This window comes from Parashewanella spongiae (assembly GCF_004358345.1).
In the GTDB taxonomy this organism is placed as follows: Bacteria; Pseudomonadota; Gammaproteobacteria; order Enterobacterales; family Shewanellaceae; genus Parashewanella; species Parashewanella spongiae.
In genome coordinates this window covers 1,587,496-1,610,169 of record NZ_CP037952.1, presented here as the reverse complement: position 1 = coordinate 1,610,169, position 22,674 = coordinate 1,587,496, and the positions used below count along the sequence as shown (strand labels likewise).

At 38.0% G+C, this 22,674-nt stretch carries 11 protein-coding genes; 4 read left to right on the top strand and 7 right to left on the bottom strand.

The features are described from left to right. Window positions 1-91 precede the first annotated feature (91 nt). The 5 genes from E2I05_RS06255 to E2I05_RS06235 form a co-directional block, all read right to left on the bottom strand. The gene (locus E2I05_RS06255) at window positions 92-1,555 is read right to left on the bottom strand and encodes a tryptophan halogenase family protein (RefSeq protein WP_165905433.1); all 1,464 of its coding nucleotides are present in this window, start codon (window positions 1,553-1,555) and stop codon (window positions 92-94) included. Window positions 1,556-1,622: 67 nt separating this feature from the next. Further along, window positions 1,623-4,469, bottom strand: a complete 2,847-nt coding sequence (locus tag E2I05_RS06250; RefSeq protein WP_121852229.1) for a TonB-dependent receptor domain-containing protein — start codon at window positions 4,467-4,469, stop codon at window positions 1,623-1,625. A 573-nt stretch (window positions 4,470-5,042) separates the two neighbouring features. After that, a complete protein-coding gene (locus tag E2I05_RS06245) occupies window positions 5,043-6,248 on the bottom strand; it encodes a porin (protein WP_121852228.1) in 1,206 nt (401 codons plus the stop codon). Between the two features lie 154 nt (window positions 6,249-6,402). Further along, window positions 6,403-8,757, bottom strand: a complete 2,355-nt coding sequence (locus E2I05_RS06240; RefSeq protein WP_121852227.1) for a DNA polymerase II — start codon at window positions 8,755-8,757, stop codon at window positions 6,403-6,405. Between the two features lie 48 nt (window positions 8,758-8,805). Then, on the bottom strand, window positions 8,806-13,707 hold the full coding sequence (locus tag E2I05_RS06235) for a SidE phosphodiesterase domain-containing protein (protein WP_121852226.1): 4,902 nt from the start codon (window positions 13,705-13,707) through the stop codon (window positions 8,806-8,808). Window positions 13,708-14,418: 711 nt separating this feature from the next. Here E2I05_RS06235 and dinG point away from each other — a divergent pair. From dinG to E2I05_RS06215, 4 genes are all read left to right on the top strand, one after another. Next, window positions 14,419-16,491 (top strand): ATP-dependent DNA helicase DinG, encoded by a 2,073-nt coding sequence (dinG, locus tag E2I05_RS06230; RefSeq protein WP_121852225.1) that lies wholly within the window; start codon window positions 14,419-14,421, stop codon window positions 16,489-16,491. 100 nt (window positions 16,492-16,591) lie between these two features. After that, window positions 16,592-17,365 carry a sulfite exporter TauE/SafE family protein gene (locus tag E2I05_RS06225; protein WP_121852224.1) on the top strand — a complete coding sequence of 258 codons (774 nt, stop codon included), beginning with the start codon at window positions 16,592-16,594 and terminating at the stop codon, window positions 17,363-17,365. Next, complete coding sequence (locus E2I05_RS06220) at window positions 17,356-18,024, top strand: primosomal replication protein (protein WP_121852223.1); 669 nt, start codon at window positions 17,356-17,358, stop codon at window positions 18,022-18,024. Before E2I05_RS06225 ends, E2I05_RS06220 begins: the two co-directional genes overlap by 10 nt. A gap of 8 nt (window positions 18,025-18,032) precedes the next feature. Next, entirely contained in the window at window positions 18,033-18,713 is a 681-nt protein-coding gene (locus E2I05_RS06215; protein WP_121852222.1) for a DUF2057 domain-containing protein, read from the top strand. 25 nt (window positions 18,714-18,738) lie between these two features. Here the strand turns inward: E2I05_RS06215 and E2I05_RS06210 are convergent, their stop codons facing one another. Together E2I05_RS06210 and E2I05_RS06205 are read right to left on the bottom strand one after the other, a co-directional pair. Beyond that, window positions 18,739-20,772, bottom strand: coding sequence for a hypothetical protein (locus tag E2I05_RS06210; RefSeq protein ID WP_121852221.1), 2,034 nt, complete (start codon window positions 20,770-20,772; stop codon window positions 18,739-18,741). Between the two features lie 495 nt (window positions 20,773-21,267). Continuing rightward, the gene (locus E2I05_RS06205) at window positions 21,268-22,644 is read right to left on the bottom strand and encodes an SLC13 family permease (RefSeq protein WP_121852220.1); all 1,377 of its coding nucleotides are present in this window, start codon (window positions 22,642-22,644) and stop codon (window positions 21,268-21,270) included. Window positions 22,645-22,674: the final 30 nt, after the last annotated feature.

Genomic DNA, 22,674 nt, shown 5'->3' with positions numbered 1-22,674 from the left:
ATGCCGCTAAAGGCATAGACCCGTTGGCATAATTCCACAAAACATTGACCAGTGTCAATATATGTAGCCAACTTAAATTTGAGTAAAATGTTTAGATGAAAAAAGATTCATGACTTTCATAACCTTTTACAATTTCTCGTATTCTTAATTTATTATGTTGCATAAATGCTTTTGTTTGTTTTTCGTTCGCCACATTGCTTATCGGATGATTATTTTCAGGTATAATGCCTTGCCCTATCATTACTTGTTGCCAAGCCGTCGCTGAAAACAATTCCTGATTCCCAATGTTTGTTCTTGCATGTTTTGTAAACAATCTAATTCTTCGAGACAAACTTTCAGGAATGTCCATTTCTCTACAATATTTCCAAAAACTAGTTCGTCTATTATTTAAATGATAATGTAGAATGATAAAGTCACGGATTTCTTCAAACTCCATTCTAGATAAATGATTAAACTCATCTTCTATTTCTGTTGTTATTGTTTTTGGAAATAGTTGTATTAAGCGTAAGATTGCAGATTGAATCAAGTGAATACTGGTTGATTCTAAAGGTTCAAGAAATCCGCTTGATAACCCTATAGCTACACAGTTTTTGTTCCATTGCTTCTTTCGCATACCTGTTTTAAATTTGATTAACTTAGGCTCTGCGAGTGGCTTACTTGGTAGGCTGGCAATAAGTTTCTTTTTTGCGGTATCAGGGCTCATATATGTACTAGAAAACACCAAACCATTGCCGACCCTGTGCTGAAGAGGTATTTGCCACTGCCAACCAGCATCTCTTGCTATAGATCGTGTGTAAGGTTTTATAGAATCAATTTTTTCTGATGGTACTGCCCAAGCATGGTCGCATGGTAAATAATCTGACCAGTCATCGAAACCTGTATTTAATGCTTGCTCAATCAATAACCCTTTAAACCCAGAACAATCAATAAATAGATCTGCGCTTAGTATTTCTCCAGTCTCTAATTCAATTTCTTGGATAAAGCCAGATTCATCATTAAGCCTAACTTCAGAAATAAATCCTTCGACACACTTAACACCTTGCGATAGACTTATTTTTTTTAGATATTGAGCATACAAATTAGCATCGAAATGATAGGCATAAGCTAATTCTTCATTTTGTGTTTTAGTTAGTGAAAATTTATTAGCTTTGGCTGTTTGATAATTTAAAGAGTGATCCCAAAACTTTTTTGCGGATTCAGCCTGTTGTAGCCAATAATAATGAAAACTAGATAAACCTAAGTCTTTTCCTATGACACCGAAGGCATGCATATAGTCAGAGTCTTCATTTCCCCAACCTTCGAACTGAATCCCTAATTTAAAACTAGCCTGAGTGGCTTTAACAAAATCTGTTTCATTGATACCCAATGTACTATTAAATAGTTGAATACTTGGAATGGTAGCCTCACCGACGCCAACTGTTCCGACAGTCGTTGACTCCACAAGGGTAATTTCAATTTGAGTGCCTAACAGTTTGCTTAGCATTGCTGCCGTCATCCATCCAGCAGTTCCACCACCAACAATAATGACTTTTTTAACATCTATTTTTTTTTTCATGTTATAACCTCTAAAAAAAATGCTGCCAAATGGCAGCATTTTCATACTAACTTTTAAAAACTAAATATTAAAAGTTAACGGTTAGACGTCCGTAGAAATAACGTCCAGTACCATCATACTGCGTACCATCAAACGAGTTTGTTTGATTTGGCGCTAAAGGTGGCTCTTCATCAAACACATTATTTACACCCAGTGTAAATCTTGAGTTCAACTCAGTGAAGTAGTAACCGACTTGTAAATCATGTACATAGTAATCACCTAAGTCACGGAAGTAAGTTACGTCACCATCTGCATCCGTTTCTGACGCATTACACAAGTCGAAATCTGCATAAGCACTGCGACAATCATCTCTTTGGTCCGTAATTAAGCGTGTTTTCCAAGTAGCACTTAAGTCATCCATACCCCATGAAAGAGTCAAGTTCGATTTTAAACGTGGCAACCCAATTTCACCAGCAAACTTGGTCTCTACACCTTCATTATTCGTTACTGAATAATTGTCAGTATAGGTGTTATCCCAAGACACTCGGAAATCACCTACACTGGTTTCGAAGCCATAGTTCATTGTCAAATCGAAACCACTTGTATTGAGACTACCTAGGTTCAAGGACGGGTTTGCAAATAAAACTGGTGTACCACCTGGTGCGCGCTGTAGAATTTGGTCACAAAATTCAGCTACAGGATGATTCGTTTCACCAGCTACGCCAGCACAAGTATCTAACACTTGTTGATGCCCTGCACGAGTAATACGGTCATCTATCTGAATATCCCAATAATCAACTGAAACATCAAATCCTTCTAATGAAGATGGAGAATAAACAATACCAGCACTGATGCTTTCAGACGTTTCTGGTGTTAGGTTAGAGTTTGAGCCAACCTGACCTTGAACTTGACTGTTTGGTTGAGAATAACCATCAGGCACACCTGAACAACCAGGCAAACTACCGCCACCATCATTACAAGGGTCGGTAACCGTTGGGAAAGTTGTACTTAACCCGCCAAATAAGTTATTAATTGTCGGAGCCCTGAAACCTTGTGACCAACTCGCTCTCACTAACACATCCGAGATTGGCTTATAAGCCATTGCAACTTTACCAGATGTATTATCATTTTTAAGGCCTACAGAATTCTCTAATTCAGTTTGACGAATTGCAAAGTCAAACTCTAATGATTCTGCAAATGGCATATCTGCTAAAACTGGAACATTCAGTTCTAGATAATATGCATATTCAGAGAATGAACCTTCTGTTGCTTTACGCGCATTACCTGAAGTTTGACCAGATGTGACAATGTAATCAGGGCTATCAAAACCTTTTTCACGACGATATTCCCAACCAACAGCAACTCCTAATGGGCCAGCGGGTAGTTCGACTAGCGCGCCTGATAAGTTAGCAGAGTAATTAATTAACGTGTCACCGTTAGTGTTATGCTCATTGTATGAAATATAATCTAACTGTTCTTTAGTGATTGCACCTTCACCACCGAATAAGTTTAGCGGAACACAACTTGGGTCAGCATTACACTCAGCACTCAATGCATGGCGAATACGTGTGGTTACGTATTTACCTTCTGCATAGTCTGTACCTGCATTTTCAGCAAATGAATACCCTAATGACCATCCCCAATCTTGGCTTAAGAATTCAAAATCACCGTCTAAAGCCATACCAAAGCGCCAAGTGTCCTTAGTTTGCCTAAATACACGACCACCACCTTCAAGCATTCTTCGGCCAATAAAACCAACTGTAGCCGCATCACCGTCTTCATCCGGAGCAAAAATATCTTGCCCAAATGGGTTATAAATATTCTCTGCAGAAACAACTGTTGGGTCTAATGACTGCGCGCCACCCGCCCAAGGACCAATAAACAGTGGTGCTGGAGCTAATAACTGAGAAGATTCACGATGATTGAACAGGACTTCACTCGATAATCGAACGTCATCAGACAGCTCATATTTACCTTGAACAAATGCACTCCACCTTTCTTGAGGAGTAAGTAAATAGTTTACCGGAGCATAATTATAACGGTCATCATTAGTAAATGTATGATAGTTGTTTTCATCTGCATTAGTAATGTTACCGTCAGCATCATAAGTAGGAGCTATTGGGTTAGTTCCATTATATGTGAAGTCATCATTCAATGTCACATTATTATAGTTGTCATTGTCATCGACAAATGTAATACGACCACTTGGTGTACCAGAACTACCTTGTGTATTTCCTGTCCCAAATACTGGCTCCCGAGAAAGACGGCGATCTCCAGCCCAAATAGGTAATGTTTTTACATATGACGCATTGAAATAAACAGAGCCTTTTTCACCTGCTTGACCGATTGATATATCAAATTGATCTTGTTCACCATCACCACGCTCAGAGCCGCCAGTGTAAGCGCTTAGCTCAACACCTTCAAAATCATCACGTGTAATTACGTTTACAACACCAGCGATAGCATCTGAACCATAAACTGCAGCAGCGCCGTCTTTCAGGATATCGATACGCTTAATGATTGTTGATGGGATAGTATTTAAATCAACAGAGCCACCATCTCCTACCCAACGACGACCATTTACTAATACAAGTACGCGCCCTGAACCTAAGTTACGTAAACTTAAACGAGTAGAACCGTCGCCACCGTTGTTACTTTGCGTATTAATCGAAGCAGCGCCAATAGTAAGTTGGTTAATGAAATCACCAACCGATGTCAAACCTGAAGCAAGCAAATCTTCACGTTGAACACTTAATACTGGTTGTGCAGTTTCCAAGTCAGCACGTTGAATTCGTGAACCTGTAACAGCAATACGTTCTACTTTGTCACCTTCTTCAGCAGCAAAAACTGTTGGTGCAGTTGTCAATGCAGCTGTTGCTGCACCACCGATCAGTGCAAATCTTACTGATTTTGCTATCAGATTGTTCTTAAGCATTCTCTATCTCCCTGGGTATAACACTTCTTATAATCTACCGTTCTAAATACTGACGGATAGTTTTTGATTTTTAGCAAAGTAAGGTTATCACTTTGAAAAATTACTGACGCAATAAAATCACATTGGAAACATTTAATCAACATTTATGACAAATTTATTGAACTTTTTGTAAATAATATAAACAGTGTTTTTACTTTTAAATGCCATATGTAGATTAATTAATCTAAAATATATATTAACCATTAAAAAAACAATGAGTTAGATAATATTGATTTTTTTCGTTTATTATTTGAGCGGTAATTAGTTGTTGTTATTTTAAAAAGGAAGCGTGGAAAAAATATAGAGAGGTTTAACTAATTTTATCGGTATGTACGAGTGTATTGATAACTAATTCACAGAATTATTTACAAATGAGTAACATTTGTTCTATAGCTTGTTTCGGACAAAATGAAAAAAGATAGCAAACAGACTGCTATCTTTTAATGAATCACCCCGCCCCAAGGGGCGAGGTATCAATTAGTTAGATAAAGACGTTAGTCCGCCGCAAGCGGCAAGGAATTTACCCTACTGAGATTAAAATTTATATTTCAAACCTACTGCAATTCCACCATCATCATATGGCTCCATTGCAGATTTGTGTGCACCGTTGAAATCACTGAAATCAAATCGTTCTTCGAGATAAATTAAGGTTTGTGGGTCCCACTGAAACTGTAAACTTGCTATGACGTTTTCTCGTAGGAAATTATCTCCTGAATAAGCTTTCTGGTATTCAGTACCAGCATTTAATACATCATACTGCACATAAGCTCTTATATCGTTTTTAAATAAATAGGACACGACAGCTTCAACGCCTTCGCTTTCTGGTAAGATTCTACCTATGTTATCGGTATCATGATAATGACTTTGGCTATAGTTTGCTGCAGCGTATAAACCAACATGTTTCCATTTGCCGTAAACTATTCCTGCACCATAAATATCGTCAATTTCTGAAGTTTGGCCACCATTAACATGGTTCACATCAAACTCACCACGATTGTATCCCGCAGTAATAGTAAAGTCGGGGTTAATGATGTAACGCATACTTACTCCATAAGTATTACCATATTCCACTTCGCTCATGCGGCCGTCATTATCGATTACTATTTTTTGTTGGTTTCGTGTTCCCATTTGTGGAAACGGACTATTCCCGTTGTTTTCATTAATATCAAAACTATCTTTTTTTATCTGCATTTGTAGTGCAATACTTAAATTGTCGTAAACATTCCTATATTGGATAGTCTGTTCGCTGCGCCCTACACCATTTATGCCACCATCTGATAAGAAGGTATTCACGCCAGCCGCGTTCCCATCCCAAACAGCGCCATAATCTGTATCTTTTACGACATCGAACCAAGCTCCCCACTGTTTACCAAAAGTAACAGTACCGTACTTATCATGCTTGAAGCCTACATAGCCTATGCGATTATAAAAAAAGTCACCGTCTAGTTGTTCAACTAAACTGTCACTGTTAAAAACTATCTTACTTTCACCTACAGGGTTTACGCCCCACTCAAACTGCCCTATTACATCCCAACCTGATTCAAGTTTATGGCTAAAGTTTAACCCTACACTGCTACCACCATTTACGAGCTCAGTTTGATCATTCGTGTTAATCACAGATACCCCTAAGGCACCATAACCCGTTACAGAGTTAATATGATCAGAATAAATTGGCATTGCAGAAATAGAAGGAGCAACTAAAATTGTCGCAAGAGTTGTAGCTAAGATCGATACTTTCATAAGTAAGTAAATCCTCTGACGTTTTGACTAATTAATGAAGCTCAGTAAAACGTCCGATGTTTATACTTAATTCATAGAGATGCCATTCTTATATCAAAACTATAGATTTACTCCCAACTTATGTAATTAAACATTGTTCATATTTTCACTATGATTATAACAAATTCAATTGGTTGGATAGTACATTTGTCAATGATTCTCCCGCAGCTGCAAAAACAGGTTCTGCGATTGGCTTTAGTTGCTTATCTACGTAATATTGGTAATCGATCTCGGCAGTTTTTAATTGTAACGCTTGGGGGCCAAGTACTGTGATTAAGTAATCAATCCTTGTACCTCGTTTACGATAAGCCTCATCACCTGTCTCTGTTAATAACGATTGCGCCACTTTTACATGAGGTGATGCCTTTGCTGAGTATTTGTCTAAATCACGAGATAACTTCTTTGAAAACAACAACTCATAATCAAGCTTCCCCATTCTTAATAGAGATATTTGCTCACTTAAAAACTCACTTAAAGGACGTCCTTCAAATAGTCGTGTATAAAGTTCAAATTGCACACGCTTAGCAAGTTTGCTCCAATCATTACGTACATTTTCCATCCCTTTAAAGATCAATTCTATTTGCTGCTGCTCATTGCGAAAAGTGCCTACATACCGCTTTTTACTGCCTAACTCAGACCCTCTTAATGTCGGCATGAAGAATTGTTCATAAAGTCTTTCGAACTCAAGCTCTAAAAAACACTCTAAGTTATAGGTTTTTTTTAATTCTTGATTCCAGTTCCGATTGATTATGCTCACCAAATCATGTCCTTTTTGTTTGGCTTCATTTTCATTGATTGAATCACCTATCCATATAAAGGTTGAATCTGTATCACCATAGATAACTTGGCAGCCTTCATTTTCAATCCATTTTTGTGTTTGTTTCATGATTTGATGGCCACGCATGGTGATTGAACTTGCTAATTTTGCATCATGGAATACACAGCCTGTTGAGCCAAGTACACCGTAAAGTGAATTCATTATAATTTTAATGGCTTGAGATAAAGGTGCATCGCCAGATTTTTTTGCTAGCTCCCTTTTTGATGTTAATTCAGCAATTAATGAGGGGAGTATAGGGTTTTCACGAGCAAATCGAGCGCCAAGGAATCCATCGACACTCTTTTGATCATCTACGGTTAATAAACCTTCAATCAACCCCTTGGGATCAATCAAAAAAGTTCGAATAATTGATGGGTAAAGGCTCTTAAAGTCCAGAAGTATCACATTTTTATATAAACCGGGCACCGAATCCATAACGTATCCACCCGGACTTTCTAACCCATTACTTGCTGGTGATCCTGGTGCGACATAACCATGTCGATGTAAATGTGGTAAATATAAGTTATTGAAGGCAGCAATCGAAGCTCCTACACGACCGAACTCTAGTCCTGTTAACCGAGATCGAGCAATAGCAAAGTCCAACAGTTTAGTTTTTTCAAAAATATCCCAAACTAATCGACAATCGGTAATATTGTAATGCGCTAAAGATAATTTATCATTTTCAAACATTTCATTAATTTTAGTGCCACGCCCTTTTACGTTGTCAATGGCTTTACCTTCGTCCAATAACTCACGTGAAACATTTTCAAGAGAAAAACTTTCGAAAGAATAAAAAGCGGCTTTTAACCAATCGATACCATCAAGCACAACCCTTCCTGGCAGTGATAGCGTTTCAGGACGATATTTCCCATCAACCTTCCAGCTCAGTAATTGCTGATTTCTTCCAAGTGTTAATGGAATATGATGAAACTCAGCCCGTTTAGACAATAATGCAAGATCAAACACCACAACAGCCCAACCAATAATGACGTCGGGATCGTAATTTTTAAACCATTCAATAAGCGCAAATATCAATGCTTGTTCGTCAGCCACCCAAAATACGTAATCTGGACTGTTATTCTCAGATTCACCAACCATTATGACTTTTCGATAGCCGTCAGCATAAAGCCCTACTGAGTAAATTTCATTAAACGGGCTACACTCAAAATCTAAAGATATGCATTTAGGTTTTAAATTGATGGTGGAGGCTTTTCTTGCTTTAGTTGCTATAAAACTTTTCGAGCCATCGTCGCTTTTTTGAGAGAAATCGCCTAAAAATTCAGCATCAAAATGAACAAACCTTTCTATTAAAAACCTATTCTCAGGCTTTATATCTGCTTCGTATAATGGAATAGAAAGATCTAATGCAAGCCTCTGCATTGTTTTAAAACTTTGACGATTAAAAAAATATAAAACTGAAACAGGTTGTTTTTCAAAATTAGTTAATTGAAGGGGTTTTATTTGGTGAATAAGGTTTTTGGATATATTTTTGAGCTTACTAGAGTCACTGGTTAGACAAAAGCACATCCAACATTTGTTATCAACAACGACTCTAACCGCCCCATCATTTGTTAGAATATAATATTCAAGCAAACTATGTGAGCCCTGAGTTAAACACCTTCTTGTTAATATCAAGCCTTTGAGAACTTTCATTTAATCCCTGAGGGTGACAAAACACACATTTTATACCATTCGTACCAATTAACTATGCTTTAAATTTGATTTGTATTTTTCCCAGCATAAATCTAAAAATTGTGTATCTAAGTGTTTATATCTTTCTCCTTTTGCTTTTTGGGTTTCACGATAATTCATTGCAATAAGTTTATATCTATTATCTCCCCCTACAAGCCTTTCACTTTGTTCATCTCGCATAACATTAAATATGAAAGTGTATATTAACTGACTATCAAAATGTAACGTTTCAAGTCGAGCCGCTATTTTTACTGAAAGTTGAGGGGCGTAAATGACTTTAAAAAACATATCTATTCTTTCATTAAAATCCTGAAGACTCCTTTCTTTGTCTTCCATATAAATGCAAAGGTAATCCATTATGTACTCAAACTTCTCCTTTTTACTCAATATGTCTAGAGCGCATAAATCCAGAAATCCTTGAGGAAATAATTTCATGTGTTTTAAATGATGTAGCTCTATCTTCTCACTATCTACTTGTCGCAGTAACTTTATGAGCTCAAAATCTTTAAAATTAGTCAATATAACTTTTGCAGCCCTACATTCCGTAGTGTTCGGTGCCAAATTAAATTTTATCTTAAAAGAATATGCTAATCTTTTTTCAATTATTTTACTTGGATAATAAGAGGGATTAGTTTTAATCTCGTTAAGGACTCTTCTTTGGACTACTGAATTCCATGCTTCATGGTCAGTAAACAAGCCTATACGTTCCATCATCTCAATCTTTTCAACTGAATAATCTGCTTCCACAAATTTAAGATATCGATATTGTCGCAAAGAACTGAACTGCGACTTAACACCTAGGGCTCTAGTCAACCGAGTAAATAAATTAACTTTAGGCGCTTTGGCGTACTCCCTAAAGTCTGGAGATTCACCAAGTAAGATGGTGTGTTGCAGTAACCTCACACTATGTATGGATCTTTCATCATCACTTGAGCAAAAATCGATTTTGTCGAAAGTAAAAAATGACTGCTGAATTGTCCTAATATCCATTTTAGTTTCATAAAAATCACAGTCTACAAATGTACAATTATCAAACTCTAAATTTCTTAAGTCAGTACCTCTAAAATTACACTGTTCAAATTTTAGGTTACGGACTGTAATTACACTTTTATTTAACTCACTATCAATAAAAATACATTTAATAAGGCTGCACTGCACGAACAAGGTTGCCGCAAATTGGGCTGTTGTCAATTTACATTTATATAATTCAGCTTGTAATAATTTATTTCCTAGCACTTTTTGAGTTAAATCAAGCTCTTTTAATTCAAGAGTTTTGATTCCAGTGAAATTAAGTTGCTCAAAAAAACTTGCCAAAGGCCTTCCATCAGACCAATTAACCAATTGATCAGGTAAGGTATTATGCCCTTGTTCTCTATCCCTTAGTACGTGATTATTTACATCTATCATCGACGATTCAGATAGTGCTTGGACTTCTTCAAAATTGATAAATGGTAAAATGGTTTCATTATGTTCAAATTTTGTCATACCTTTGAACGTTACAGCGCTTGGCTTATAACTTTCTTTGTGCCGATTAAGCACACCACATTGGGTTGCGGTATAATGGAAAACAATGATGTCTGTTCTGAGTAAAGTTGAGGGTTTAATTTTAAAACAACACATCCCCTTTGTGCTTTCATCGTGTGGGCATAACTTCATAAAAACAAAGTTTGCTCCTTCAGAGCTGGACTTGGGAAATGTTGAACTGACAAATTTTAGCTGTCCGATCCTTAACCTTTCAATTCGAGACAACAGGTTCTCTCCTGAATGGAAAATATTCAATATCGTTTGCTGTGGGAAATTCCTATATAATTTATAGTTATGAAGAATCATACAACTATCACCCTCAGCTTTTTTTACTGAATCAGTTTCTGGTCGATAAAAGACCCACTCCCCATTCATTACAGCATGATTCTCTTGCCAATTTAGCTCACGAGTTAAGCCCGTACGCCTTTGCAGCCAACACTCACGATTAATATTTTCATGATGTTCAAACTTTTCTTCTAATTCAACCCCATAACATTGCGCTATTGAATCTAAGTATTGGTTTTGGATAGACAATTTAGTCTGACGCGCATCCGATACACCGATCAATTCTAATCCTTTAAACAAAGAGGCTACATCTTCATATTTTTCCCCATTTACGGTTAACTTAACGACTCCATGTAAAGCTTGCGAATTTGCAGCTGTATCTCCAAAAAACTGTATTGCCAGCGATTTACTTTGCTCCCCATTAATTGGGAGTTCCAAATTAACACTGAGAAACTTATCATGCTCTACCGCAATTTTTGTTTCGTTTTCCCACGCCCTGTAATAACGAAAGTCTCTTGATTTAAATTGAGTTTTGGGATCAAATTCTGCAGTTAGTACCCTAGAAGGGAATATTCTTGGCAACACTTTAATTATATTTATATGAGGTTTTATCTGTAATACATCACCATTTTTACAAGTTAAAAAGTCGTTTAAAATCGTTTCAATTTCTTCAAATTGTCGAAGAAAAATGCTTATTTCTTGCACTTCTGGTAGCCGCGAGCTTTTAAACAATCTTTGACATTCACTTTTTAACCATGCAATTTGCTCTAATGTATCTAAAATGCTGCATCGGATTTGATTTGTCATTTCCGGGGAGTCTTGCAACCATTCGACGGTATTATTTATTTTGTTTAATGGATGTTGCAGTTCAATCGGCAAGCCTAAGCGTTCGGCAAGTTGGTGTGTGGCCTCTGGTGTGAGCCTTAGCCAACACGCCGTTTTAGGCTGGAGTTGAGCATCGTAATATTGATAAAATTTTGCTTGATGATTTTTGATTTCATCAGAATCAAGAGGAATAGAATATCCTCGAACGCCACTTGCTTTTATTGCACCATATTCGGCAGGGGTTAACGGTAACTTGCAAGCTGAAGGGAATACTCGTCCTAAATAAGCGATTCTTTCCATCACAACCCGTTTTAGGCGCATTAAATCGTAAGGTTTATCAGGCCCAAATCGTTCAATAAGTAGTAATAACTCATCAATTGGCAAGTTGAGCAATTGAGCCGCTGCTTTACAAATTTCCTTTTCAGGAATGGTCTTTAGTAATTCAGCCGTTTTATGCAAAAATTCCGGAGGTATCGCAACACCAAGCTTTTCAGCGCTCAACGAATTTGGATTTAACAGTCCATTAAGTTCGAAAACAGTTGATCCAAAGCACCCTACTTTTCTCTCCATTTTTGAGGGAAAACCGTATTCTCCACTTGCCTCCCAATCAGGCAACAATACTTGTCCAGTCTTTGATACCCAGCACTGGTCTGTTTTATCAATAAAAGCCGTAGGATTTCCAAGCACCGACGCAACCAAATATATTTTTGCCAGTTCTGGTTTTGTTATCTCATTAAACTGCTTTTTTCGAAAATTGCTTTCATCAACCTTTTCTCCCGCTAAATAATAGCGACCGTTGTCCTGATACAGTCGCATATCAGGAACTAAAATCCCCATGACATTGGCAAGTTTGCCCATTAGTAAGGTGTTTTTTGCCGATTCTATATTGATAACTTCACTGACATCATGTTGACTCGACAGTGGCTTACATGTGACAACTGTTTTTGAAATATCCTCAGAAAAACCTCCGGTACTTTGAACCAATAAACCAAATAAAGTTGGCATTGTTTCTCTTAACAATTTTAGTTGAAAGTGCAAAACGTTATCAGCGAATTCCAGTTCTTGTTTAGGGGGGGATGTTAACGGATTAAGACAGCTTTTAAGATGATGAAACTTGAGTCCAGATGTATCAATATCACAACCTTGCTTCCCTTCTTGAGCTTGAATAAAGCATTGTATACAATCAAGAATTTTAAATATTTCTTTAAGTTTATTTTTATCTGAGCTGTATTTTTTTACTGTATTCAGTTGGTTAAAATAGAACTTTTTGCTACATCGCATAATTTCCAAACAGTCTGCATCGTGCACTAATTGGGCGTCGAAGTTTTTATTTACTTTATATTCATCATCTTTACCAATAATAGCGTTTTTATAATTAGCACTTAGCTCAGCACTGCAGCCAATAGCAAGTAAATGATCTTCACAGTTTTCGCCACTTTTTTTCTCCCATACAGGGGTGTCTTTACCTTCCCCTTTACGCCCAGAGTCATGTAACAATGCCGCTTTCATTAATAATGGAATATTTTCTCTCGGGTAATTAATGGCTTGTTGTTCGCCAAACTCAGCCCTTAAAGCAATCAATATAGGGATCCACATTGCCGCTCTAGCTCCATGAACTGCGCCATGAATTGGTCTAGCTATTTCTCCAACTGATAGGTTTTGCCCAGAAACAGGTTGATATAGAAACCGACGCATGAGAATTTGGCATTCTTCAAAAAATGATCCATTCAGTATTAGTTGTGACTCAGTATTTACTCTCGAACGCGCTACGGATTGTGGTTTTGCGACAATGCCAGAGGAAGCTGGTCTAACTATATCTGAACTGATTTCTATGTACTCTTTACCATCACTAGTAATTTCTTGTATTGAATAAATTTTTCCATTTTTGGTAGAGTCTTTGGTCACTACATTCAATTCACAATCAGCATGTATATTTAAGCTTTTAATTAACCAAGGTTTTTTTTCATCATTAATTAATAAATAAACTTTAAAGCAAGAAAGTGGATTAGGTTTTTGTACGCTGTAGTATCCCTCATGTATTACTTGAAAGCTTACTCCTTCAATTGATGGTAATTGATTGAGCCACTGTTCAAGATCTGAGACGTTTTTTATTAATGAGAGTGATGATATTTCATGTTCAATATCAACTAATTTTTCAGCTTGAAAATATCGGCTTAACTTAACAACATTTTCATCTTCAATTCTTCCAACATTGCATTGCGCCATTGGTTGCATTTCAATGTCTATTGATGGTTTCGTCGCTGAACTCGGAAGCATTTAAACACTACAAACAGTTATTAAAAACATACTGTACTGTATACAAATGGTGCGAATAATTCCCGTTAAATAATCTTCATAAACACCATGATTTGTGTTTATACCAATTACTGCTTAACTCAGAGCTATGTATGTGCTCAACGTGCAATCGAAATTGGTGAAAACATAGTTATCTACGTTGAGATAATTTTGTGAAGTATTCTTTATAAACCAAAGTGTGCGCATACAAGCTCCCGAAGGGCAAGGCTAAAGATTTCCATTACTGCGTTGCACGTTCTTGAATTGTCCCGACAAAAGCACGAAGTGCGTTGAACGCCAGCTTTGTATGGCGGCCGTAGGGAATATAGTACTTCGAGCTTGTGCCTTGCACTGAAACCCTTTAAGGATCGAGCGATTTAGAAAGTACCAATCTTTGTCATACTAGCGAAGGCTGGTATCCAGTGACTTTTATAGAAAAAAGCAAAGGCACTCGACTACCGACATACAAAACTGTCGTTACTTCGTTTCCAGTCTACACTGGACTGACGAGAACTCATCGGTATACTTTCTTCCGTAACTTTCCTTAGCTCATGCTGAGTGAGAGATTAATTACTGTAATTGGTATTAGTTATTAACATTTTGACATTGTTAACACTGGAATATTTTGTACACCCACTCCGTTAAGCCTGTTATTATATACAGCTATACTCTATGCCATGATACCGACTTTTTATGCTTGCTGACAAAGTTAAAACTCAAATCCGCGCTATTTATAAAGACATAGCAGCAGCTTTACCTAATTTTGTGTCTCGCCGAGAGCAAAATTATATGGTGGCTGAGATTTCAAAAACCTTGGCTGGTGAGTATGACAAACATCGTCGGATCGTTGTTGTTGAAGCAGGTACAGGCATTGGCAAGTCGTTATCCTATTTATTAGGTACCATTCCACTAGGTTTGGTACAAAAGAAAAAAGTCGTCATTGCTACGGCAACCGTGGCCCTTCAAGAACAGCTTTTGCATAAGGATTTGCCATTCTTTTTAGCTCAGTCAGAACTAAATTTTAAATTTGGCTTAGTAAAAGGTAGGCAGCGATATGTATGCTTATCAAAATTAGAAATGATGATTGGCTCTGATTCTGGTGCTCAAGTTGCGATGTGGCAAACAAAACCAGATCAAAGCCAAATCGATTTGCTACAAAGCTTACTTAAAGATTTTCATGAAGGTAAATGGAATGGTGAAATAGACACCCTCACGAAACCAATCCCTGACCATCTATGGCAACAAATATCTTCCGATAAACACTCATGCCATCGTCAAGTAGCTGCCCACAGATTATGCCCTTTTCATGGCGCACGTGATGAAATGGATACGTGGGATGTACTGATAGTAAACCACAGTTTATTGTTTGCTGATTTAGAATTGGGTGGCGGTGTTATTTTGCCTGATCCTGAAGAAGCTTATTATGTCATTGATGAAGCACATCACCTTCCCCTTGTTGCTCGTGACTTTTCCAGTGCCCAAGCCACGTTAAGGGGCACCATAGATTGGTTAGAAAAACTGAATAAAACGGTTTCCAAATTACAAAATCAAATTAAAAGCGATCAGATAATTAGTCCTGCACAAAACATCATGGATCATATTTCTGAAATGGTCAGCGCCTCTAATTTGGTTGCTCAATTTCTTGACACACAACTCAAGCAATTCGATAACCCTGAATCTCGCTGGCGCTTCGAACACGGCAAAATCCCTCAAAGTTTGGTGATCCCAGCTGAAAATCTCACGTCATCCTCAAATTCAGCAGTCAAACAGTTAGGGAAAATTCAGTCTATTTTGAGTGAAGCAATAAAAGATGGTGATATTCCTAAACATCAAGCCGAGCAACTCGTGACTGAAGCAGGGTTTATGCTTCAACGATTAGAAAATACAGCCAAACTTTGGAAGTCTATAGCGAAAGAGGACAGCGCAAAAGGCGCTCCTTCTGCTAGATGGATTGAGCTATTAACAGGAAAGCAAACTGATTATCTATTGCAAGCTTCTCCCATCGAAGTTGGATTTATGCTTGAGCACATGTTGTGGCAAAAAGCGGCAGGTGTTGTGCTCTGTAGTGCAACACTCAGGGCCTTAAATAAATTTGACCATTTTTGCCATCAAGTTGGATTATCCTTGCAAGATGGTAGTCGCTATTTAGCGCTTCAATCACCTTTTGATTATGAGAATAACGGCACCTTATTTATTCCACATATGAAGACTGAACCCACTCACGATTTATTCACTGAAGAGCTTGCTGAAAAAATAATTAAACTTATCGAAGGTGAAATGGCCACATTAGTGCTATTTGCATCTTATTGGCAAATGGATAAAACCCTTGAGCTTGTAGAATCAAAAGTTAAAGTCCCTATACTGGTTCAAGGTACACAGCCTCGGCAACAGTTATTAAAGACTCATACTGAACGTTGTGATGATCAGCTACCAAGTGTGATATTTGGTACTGGTAGCTTTTCAGAAGGTTTAGATTTACCCGGTGACTATTTAACCAACCTTATAGTGACTAAATTGCCTTTCGCGGTACCAACCTCACCAGTTGAACAAGCTCACGCTGAATATATAAAACTCAAAGGTGGTAATCCCTTCATGCAGCTCACCGTACCTGACGCTTCGAGAAAGCTAATACAAAGTTGTGGTCGATTACTGCGTAAGGAACAAGATTATGGACGAGTCGCTATTTTGGATAGGCGTCTAATAACCAAACGATATGGTAAATCACTAATTGATGCATTACCGCCCTTTCGCAAAGTCATTGAATAATGCAGTCGAACCAATTTATGTTTAAAATGAATTAACGAATCTTTTAAAATTTAAACGGATCATTTCATTCAATGAAGCGAATTGCACTTTCTAGAAGTAAATGCTTATGTTGTTAGAAACAAGTCAGTGGCTCAGTTTACTCACTGTCGGTGTCAGTGCTGGGTTTATCGATGCTGTAGTCGGAGGAGGTGGATTGCTGTCTATACCGGCGTTATTATCGATGGGTATCCCTCCTCATATGGCACTTGGCACAAACAAATTAGCCGCTTGCTTCAGTTCTTTTACGTCAGCGATGACTTACTTCAGACAACAATTTTTTTCACCAACCCTTTGGTACCATTGCGCAATAGCGACCTTTTTAGGTGCAGTACTTGGCAGCACTATTGTTTTAATGATAGATAATGACTGGTTAGTTAAGATGTTGCCCATTATGATCATTGCTGTTGCGCTTTATACAGCATTAAATCCGAACGCCATTGGCTGTAAAAACACTCAAGTACCACAATCTAAACCCAACAAACTTTATCAATGGTTAACAGGTTTTTTCTGGGGAGGATATGATGGTTTTGCGGGACCTGGCATTGGTGCGTTTTGGACAATTTCATCCTCTAAGCTTTTTCAATTACCTCTTCTCAATAGTTGTGCTCTTGCTCGTTCCATGACTTTGATCAGTAATTTGACGGCATTACTGATATTTTTATTTCAGAGTAAGGTCAATTTTACCATCGGGTTAGCCATGGGTATGTTCATGATGTTAGGATCTTTTATTGGCGCTCATTTCGCTATTCGATTTGGCTCACCTTTTATAAAACCTATCTTTATCTGTGTCGTGATCATTATGTCGATACATCTTGCATGGAGTGCATGGTTTTGAGACTCACCGAATCTTTAAGTCTATTAAAACGTCACTTAGAAAAGCTAGAACAAGAAGTTTTACAGCACGACTCAGCCCTAGCAAAAGGTCAAAAAACACTTCTACAAAACGTTGACCGTTTCAATGAGAGTTTATTTATCCAAACAGGTGCTCAATTGGGCCCTTGTATTAACCAGATAAGAAAAGGCATTACGCAGTTAGAAAAAAGAATTAAAGTTGGTTTAACCACCGAGGTAATCGAAACAAGTTGTTTGCGTATTCAAGATCAGTTTTCAGCTGTTAAGCGTGCATTAAATACGACCGACCTCAACTTAAAATCAGTTCGTCAACAAAAAGCCAGTGCACGCGCTCGTTACCTTTCACGCCAGAAAAAAAACCACCAAAAAAGTGGTTTTGAATGGATTGCCAGTAACGTCATGCAAAGTAGCCATCAACTGTACGAAGAACTCAATAAACATTTAAATTGGGTATCAAAATTTGAGCAGAGAATACATGAATTAGATTTAAAATTAGAAAGCTGCTTAAGCCGTGACAAACTAAAATTACAAAATGAAATACTCTCCATGCATAAACGGCTTGGGAAATGTCGTCAAGCCATTAGTTATATTGAAGAGCGTATTCAAATGCTTGAACGACCTAATTACAAAAATAATCGCTAGGAAACAAAATGACTAAACTCACTAAAGTAATTATTCCAATGTTCACTGTGTTCATGAGTTCATTTAGCAGCTTTGCTGCTCAGCTCAGCATTCCTGATTCCTTTGAGTTTCTAGCTGCAGATGGAACTACAATTAAGTCTGGCTTATTTAGCCGAACATCAAGCATTCCGTTAACTAATGGAATGCACAATATTGCTCTTAGATATAATGAACTCATTGTCGATGACTTTTCAGACAGCCATAAATTTGTAAAATCCGCTCCATTTATAATCAGCATTTTCATTGATGGTGATGATTTATTCCAACTTAAAAGCGATAGTGATCTCATTTCAAATGATCCTGAGCGTTATGCACAAAAACCCAAGATTGTCATTAGCCGAAATGACGGTGAAACTCAATATAAAATAACGCAAATTCAAGTTAAAGAAAGTGGTTTTTTATCTCAAGTTGTTCACGGTAGTACCCATCAAAATTTTAGAGATTTCATCGCTCAAAAAACGCGATTATCAAGCCCAAACGAATCATCTATTGTTCACTCTACGAAAGCATCCACATCTAAGCACATCGTAACAACAGACAGTGAAACCGTTCAGGCAAAAAAAATGTTGGAATACTGGTGGCAGCAGGCTGATAAAAAAACAAAAGAAGCATTTTTAGAGTGGGCTTCTAGCACCACAGAGCAAGAATAAATGCTCGAATAACCAGTCAATAAAATTAAGCCACTCTTTTTGCCATTTTTTGCGTCTGTGCCTTTAACTTATCAATAGTTGCAGAGACATCTGGAGGTAACTGAGATAGCAAAGCTAAAGCATTTTCCTTAAATCTATTGGCTTTGGCTATTTCACTTTTATACTTATTTAATTCAAGTGCAATTCTACGCATACGTAGCTCGTTACATTTTCTAATGTAGGTTTCTCGAGTTCGGCTAAACCCTTGCACGATTTGCAAATCATAGACTTGCTCAGAAGCGAGATCTCTTGAAAGAAGCGCTAAATCACTTTGAAGTTTTACATCTTCTAGCTCCTCATTTTCATGTTCTTTTTGCTCTTTTGCAATACCTTCACAAAGCGGGTTAAGCAACTTTTTGGCTTCTTCTATCCCCTTGCCTACTTCTCCCGTCTTAGGAAATGCTGAACCTGCTGAAAGCAATAAATGCAGCCCTGTTGAAAGCCTTTTGGCCCACTTCAAGGAATTAGCTTCACTCATACTCGTCTTGCTTAATAACCTGTAAAATGCATTTCCTGCACCATCGGTCTTTAGTGGTAATTCAGGTCGACCATGAACTTTATTTTGCCACTCTTGATAAGCCGCTATCGCATCTGAAAATGCTAATACTGAATTACCCGTCATCAAGACCAGTAACAGTCCACCCGTTCCGCCAGACAAGGTTGTTACTGCAATAGCTCCACCAATACCAAGTAATGAAAAAAACCCTTTTAAGCACTTTCCGATAAATACTCTTTTGGCTGCGCGAATTTCATATTGTTTTAAATCTTCTATTGATTTTTTTGCCGTTTCAACTGCGGTTTGCGATGTTTTCAAAATATTATCCGCTATCTCATCATTAGCAGGTTCCAACTTTACTTTTGAAGGTGTGAATGGACTTAAAGTGGCTGTAGGCTGTTTACTCACTGCTTTAATTTCAGATGCTTTTTTTAATTCATCAAACTCTGAAATGAACGATTGATATTGCTTAGGTAACTCAGATACAGCGGTCTCAAGTTGCTGATTAAACATTTTTACTTTTGCAAACTCTTGAGCTTTAGCTCTTTGCTGCTTTCTTGCTTCTAATGTTCTACTCTCTAGCTTTTCTGAAAGCACTTGATTCGCTTCCCCCCTTAATTCATTCAATTTAAAAATATCTGCAAAACCTTGTGTTCTAATTTTCGCTTCACGATTTGCTATATCAGCTTCACTTTCTTCTTCTCTAAGCTTAACTTCGCTTGCGTTCAAAAAATCAGCATACTTTGTCAACTTTCCTGTCGCTTTATCTACTAATTTCCCGCCATTTTCTATGACTGTTGAAGGTTTTAAAAATTTCTTTGGGCTAATACTTTCCGTCCATAACAAGCCGACAGAAAGCCCCAGTGTAGTTACCACAGACACCCACCGAGCAATAGTCGTTTTTTTCTTGTCGCTTAACTTCGAACACCTCAAGGCTCCAAAAACTAAGTTACCAATGAAGTCACCTTCCATTGGCAGTCCTTCCTTTCCATTCACTTTCTGCCGCCAGTCAATAAATGAGCAAAACGTATCAGAAACCGATAACACGAATACCACACCTAAAATACCCGCAACGGCAATTGATGCACCGCCTGTAGGTACTGCAAGCCCTATAGCTAGTGCTAAAGCCCCCAAAGCAATGATTGAACCGACTAGTTTTATAAAAAAATTCTTTTTAGCAAGCTGAATCCCTGCTTGTTTAGCTTCTTCACTTTCTTTTTTAGCTTGATCTATTGCTTCGTTTTTTTCTGATTCGATTTCTTCGAGTAAGTTTTTATTTAATTCAGGGAGTGGAATTTGAAGGTGATTGAAGTCGATCAATCGGCTCGCCACAACGCGAGTTTTTGATGTCGGAGCTGTCACTTTAATAGTAACAGTGGGTGAAGCTTGTTCTGTAGCGCCATAACTCCCTGTATGCTTTAAGAGCTTCTCTCTTGCTGGCTCACTTTCTGCTGACGCATCTTCAGCAGTGCAGTTCATTCCTGGGTAAGCTTTCCATGGTAGGCTCGTTGGAACGGGTAACATGGCTGCACCTCACAAAGTTGGCGCCTCCTTGCTCATATGACACCTGTACAAATAAACACATTGCCATTTGGGGCTGCAAGTAAATTAAAGATTACCTCGGTTAAAGTAAGGTGGTGTTCAGATAAATGTTTAAGAAGAGATGTTCGAGATGAAATTGGAAAGCCAATACGTTTTTAATTTTTACTTATAGAAATAAGTATATCCGCAATTAGTAAAATTATACTATTTGTTGAATGAATCACCCCGCCCTAGATGAGCAGCGAGGTATCGTTTAACGTTATCGTCACTCCAGCGAAGATTGGAAACGAAGTAACCACAGTTTTTTATGTCGATAGTCTAGCGCCTTTTGCTTGTTTAGTGAAAGTCGCTGGATACCAGCCTACGCAGCTATGACAAAACACAAACCTTTTATGTTAGTTCTCCCCAAGGGGCGAGGAATTAAACCCGGAGTGATTAAACAGGCACTCTTATCAATTTTGTTACGCAAAGCTCAGGCTAAGTTAATAAAATATAGCAAAAACAACCGATAAGTAGTGCCATAAATAAACTTAAACTCGCCCCTTCTCGCACCATATCGGCAATAGCAACTTTTCCTGCTCCATAAACTATGGCATTCGGTGCCGTTGCAACCGGAAGCATATAGGCACAACTTGCCACCATTGCCGCGGGGATCATAAGAACTTCAGGCATAACACCTACGCCTGATGCTGCCGCAGCCAAAATAGGCATCAATAATGTGGCCGTGGCCGTATTACTGGTAATTTCAGTTAAATACACCACTACAATACATATCAGTAATACCAGTGCAAAAATTGAAATGTAGGACATGGACGATAACCACTCACCTAACATGTTGCTTAAACCTGAAGCCGACATTCCTTTAGCAAGCGCAATACCACCAGCAAATAGCAACAACATCCCCCATGGAATGTCCTTTGCGCTCTCCCAATTGAGAATTCGACCGCCTTTGCCATTTGACACTAAAAACATTACTACAACAGAAGTGAGTGCTACTGTACTGTCGCCAGCAAGATCAATATCTAAAGCGTCAGACCAACCGCCAAAAGGTGCATGCCTCGTTACCCAAGCCAAAACGGTTAACCCGAAAATGATTAAAGTTCGTGTCTCTTCGCTTCTCCAAACTCCTTGTTCAGGAAGAATAATTTTATCTGTTAATTTAATACCACGGGTAAGCCACAATGCCATTAACGGAATTGCCACCAAAACAATTGGCACACCAATTTTCATCCAATCTTCAAAATTGAATGTCTCTCCTGTATGTTGTTCATAAATTCCCATAAATATTACATTGGGTGGTGTACCTATAGGTGTCGCGATTCCACCTGTACTCGCGGCATAGGCGATGCCTAAAATAAGTGCGATACTCAGTTTGGGGTTATTAACTCCATTTAAAATAGCTAGAGCAATAGGTAACATTATCAGCGTAGCGGCAGTATTCGATATCCACATGCTTAAAAAAGCTGTCGCCAACATAAAACCAAATACGAGTCTTTTAGCGCTACTCACTCCCACAAACTTTACCATGTAAACGGCAAGCCTTTGATGGACACCACTTTTCTCCAATGCTTTTGACAACATGAACGCCGCCATTAACAGTATGATAACGTGGCTACCAAATGACGCAGCCACTCCTTTGTGATCGACTATTCCAAACAATGGCAGCAAAACAAAAGGAACCAGAGAAGTTGCGGGAATGGGTATTGCTTCTGTCACCCACCATATTACGGTCAATAAAGTAATACCTGCGGTGATGGCCGGATCTGAATCCAAACCCATCGATATGAGGAAAAAGTAAAAAGCCCATGAAAATAATGGGCCGAGAAAAATAAAGTGTTGTCGAGTTAATTTCATATTATTGTTATTATTTAGTGAATTGTGAGT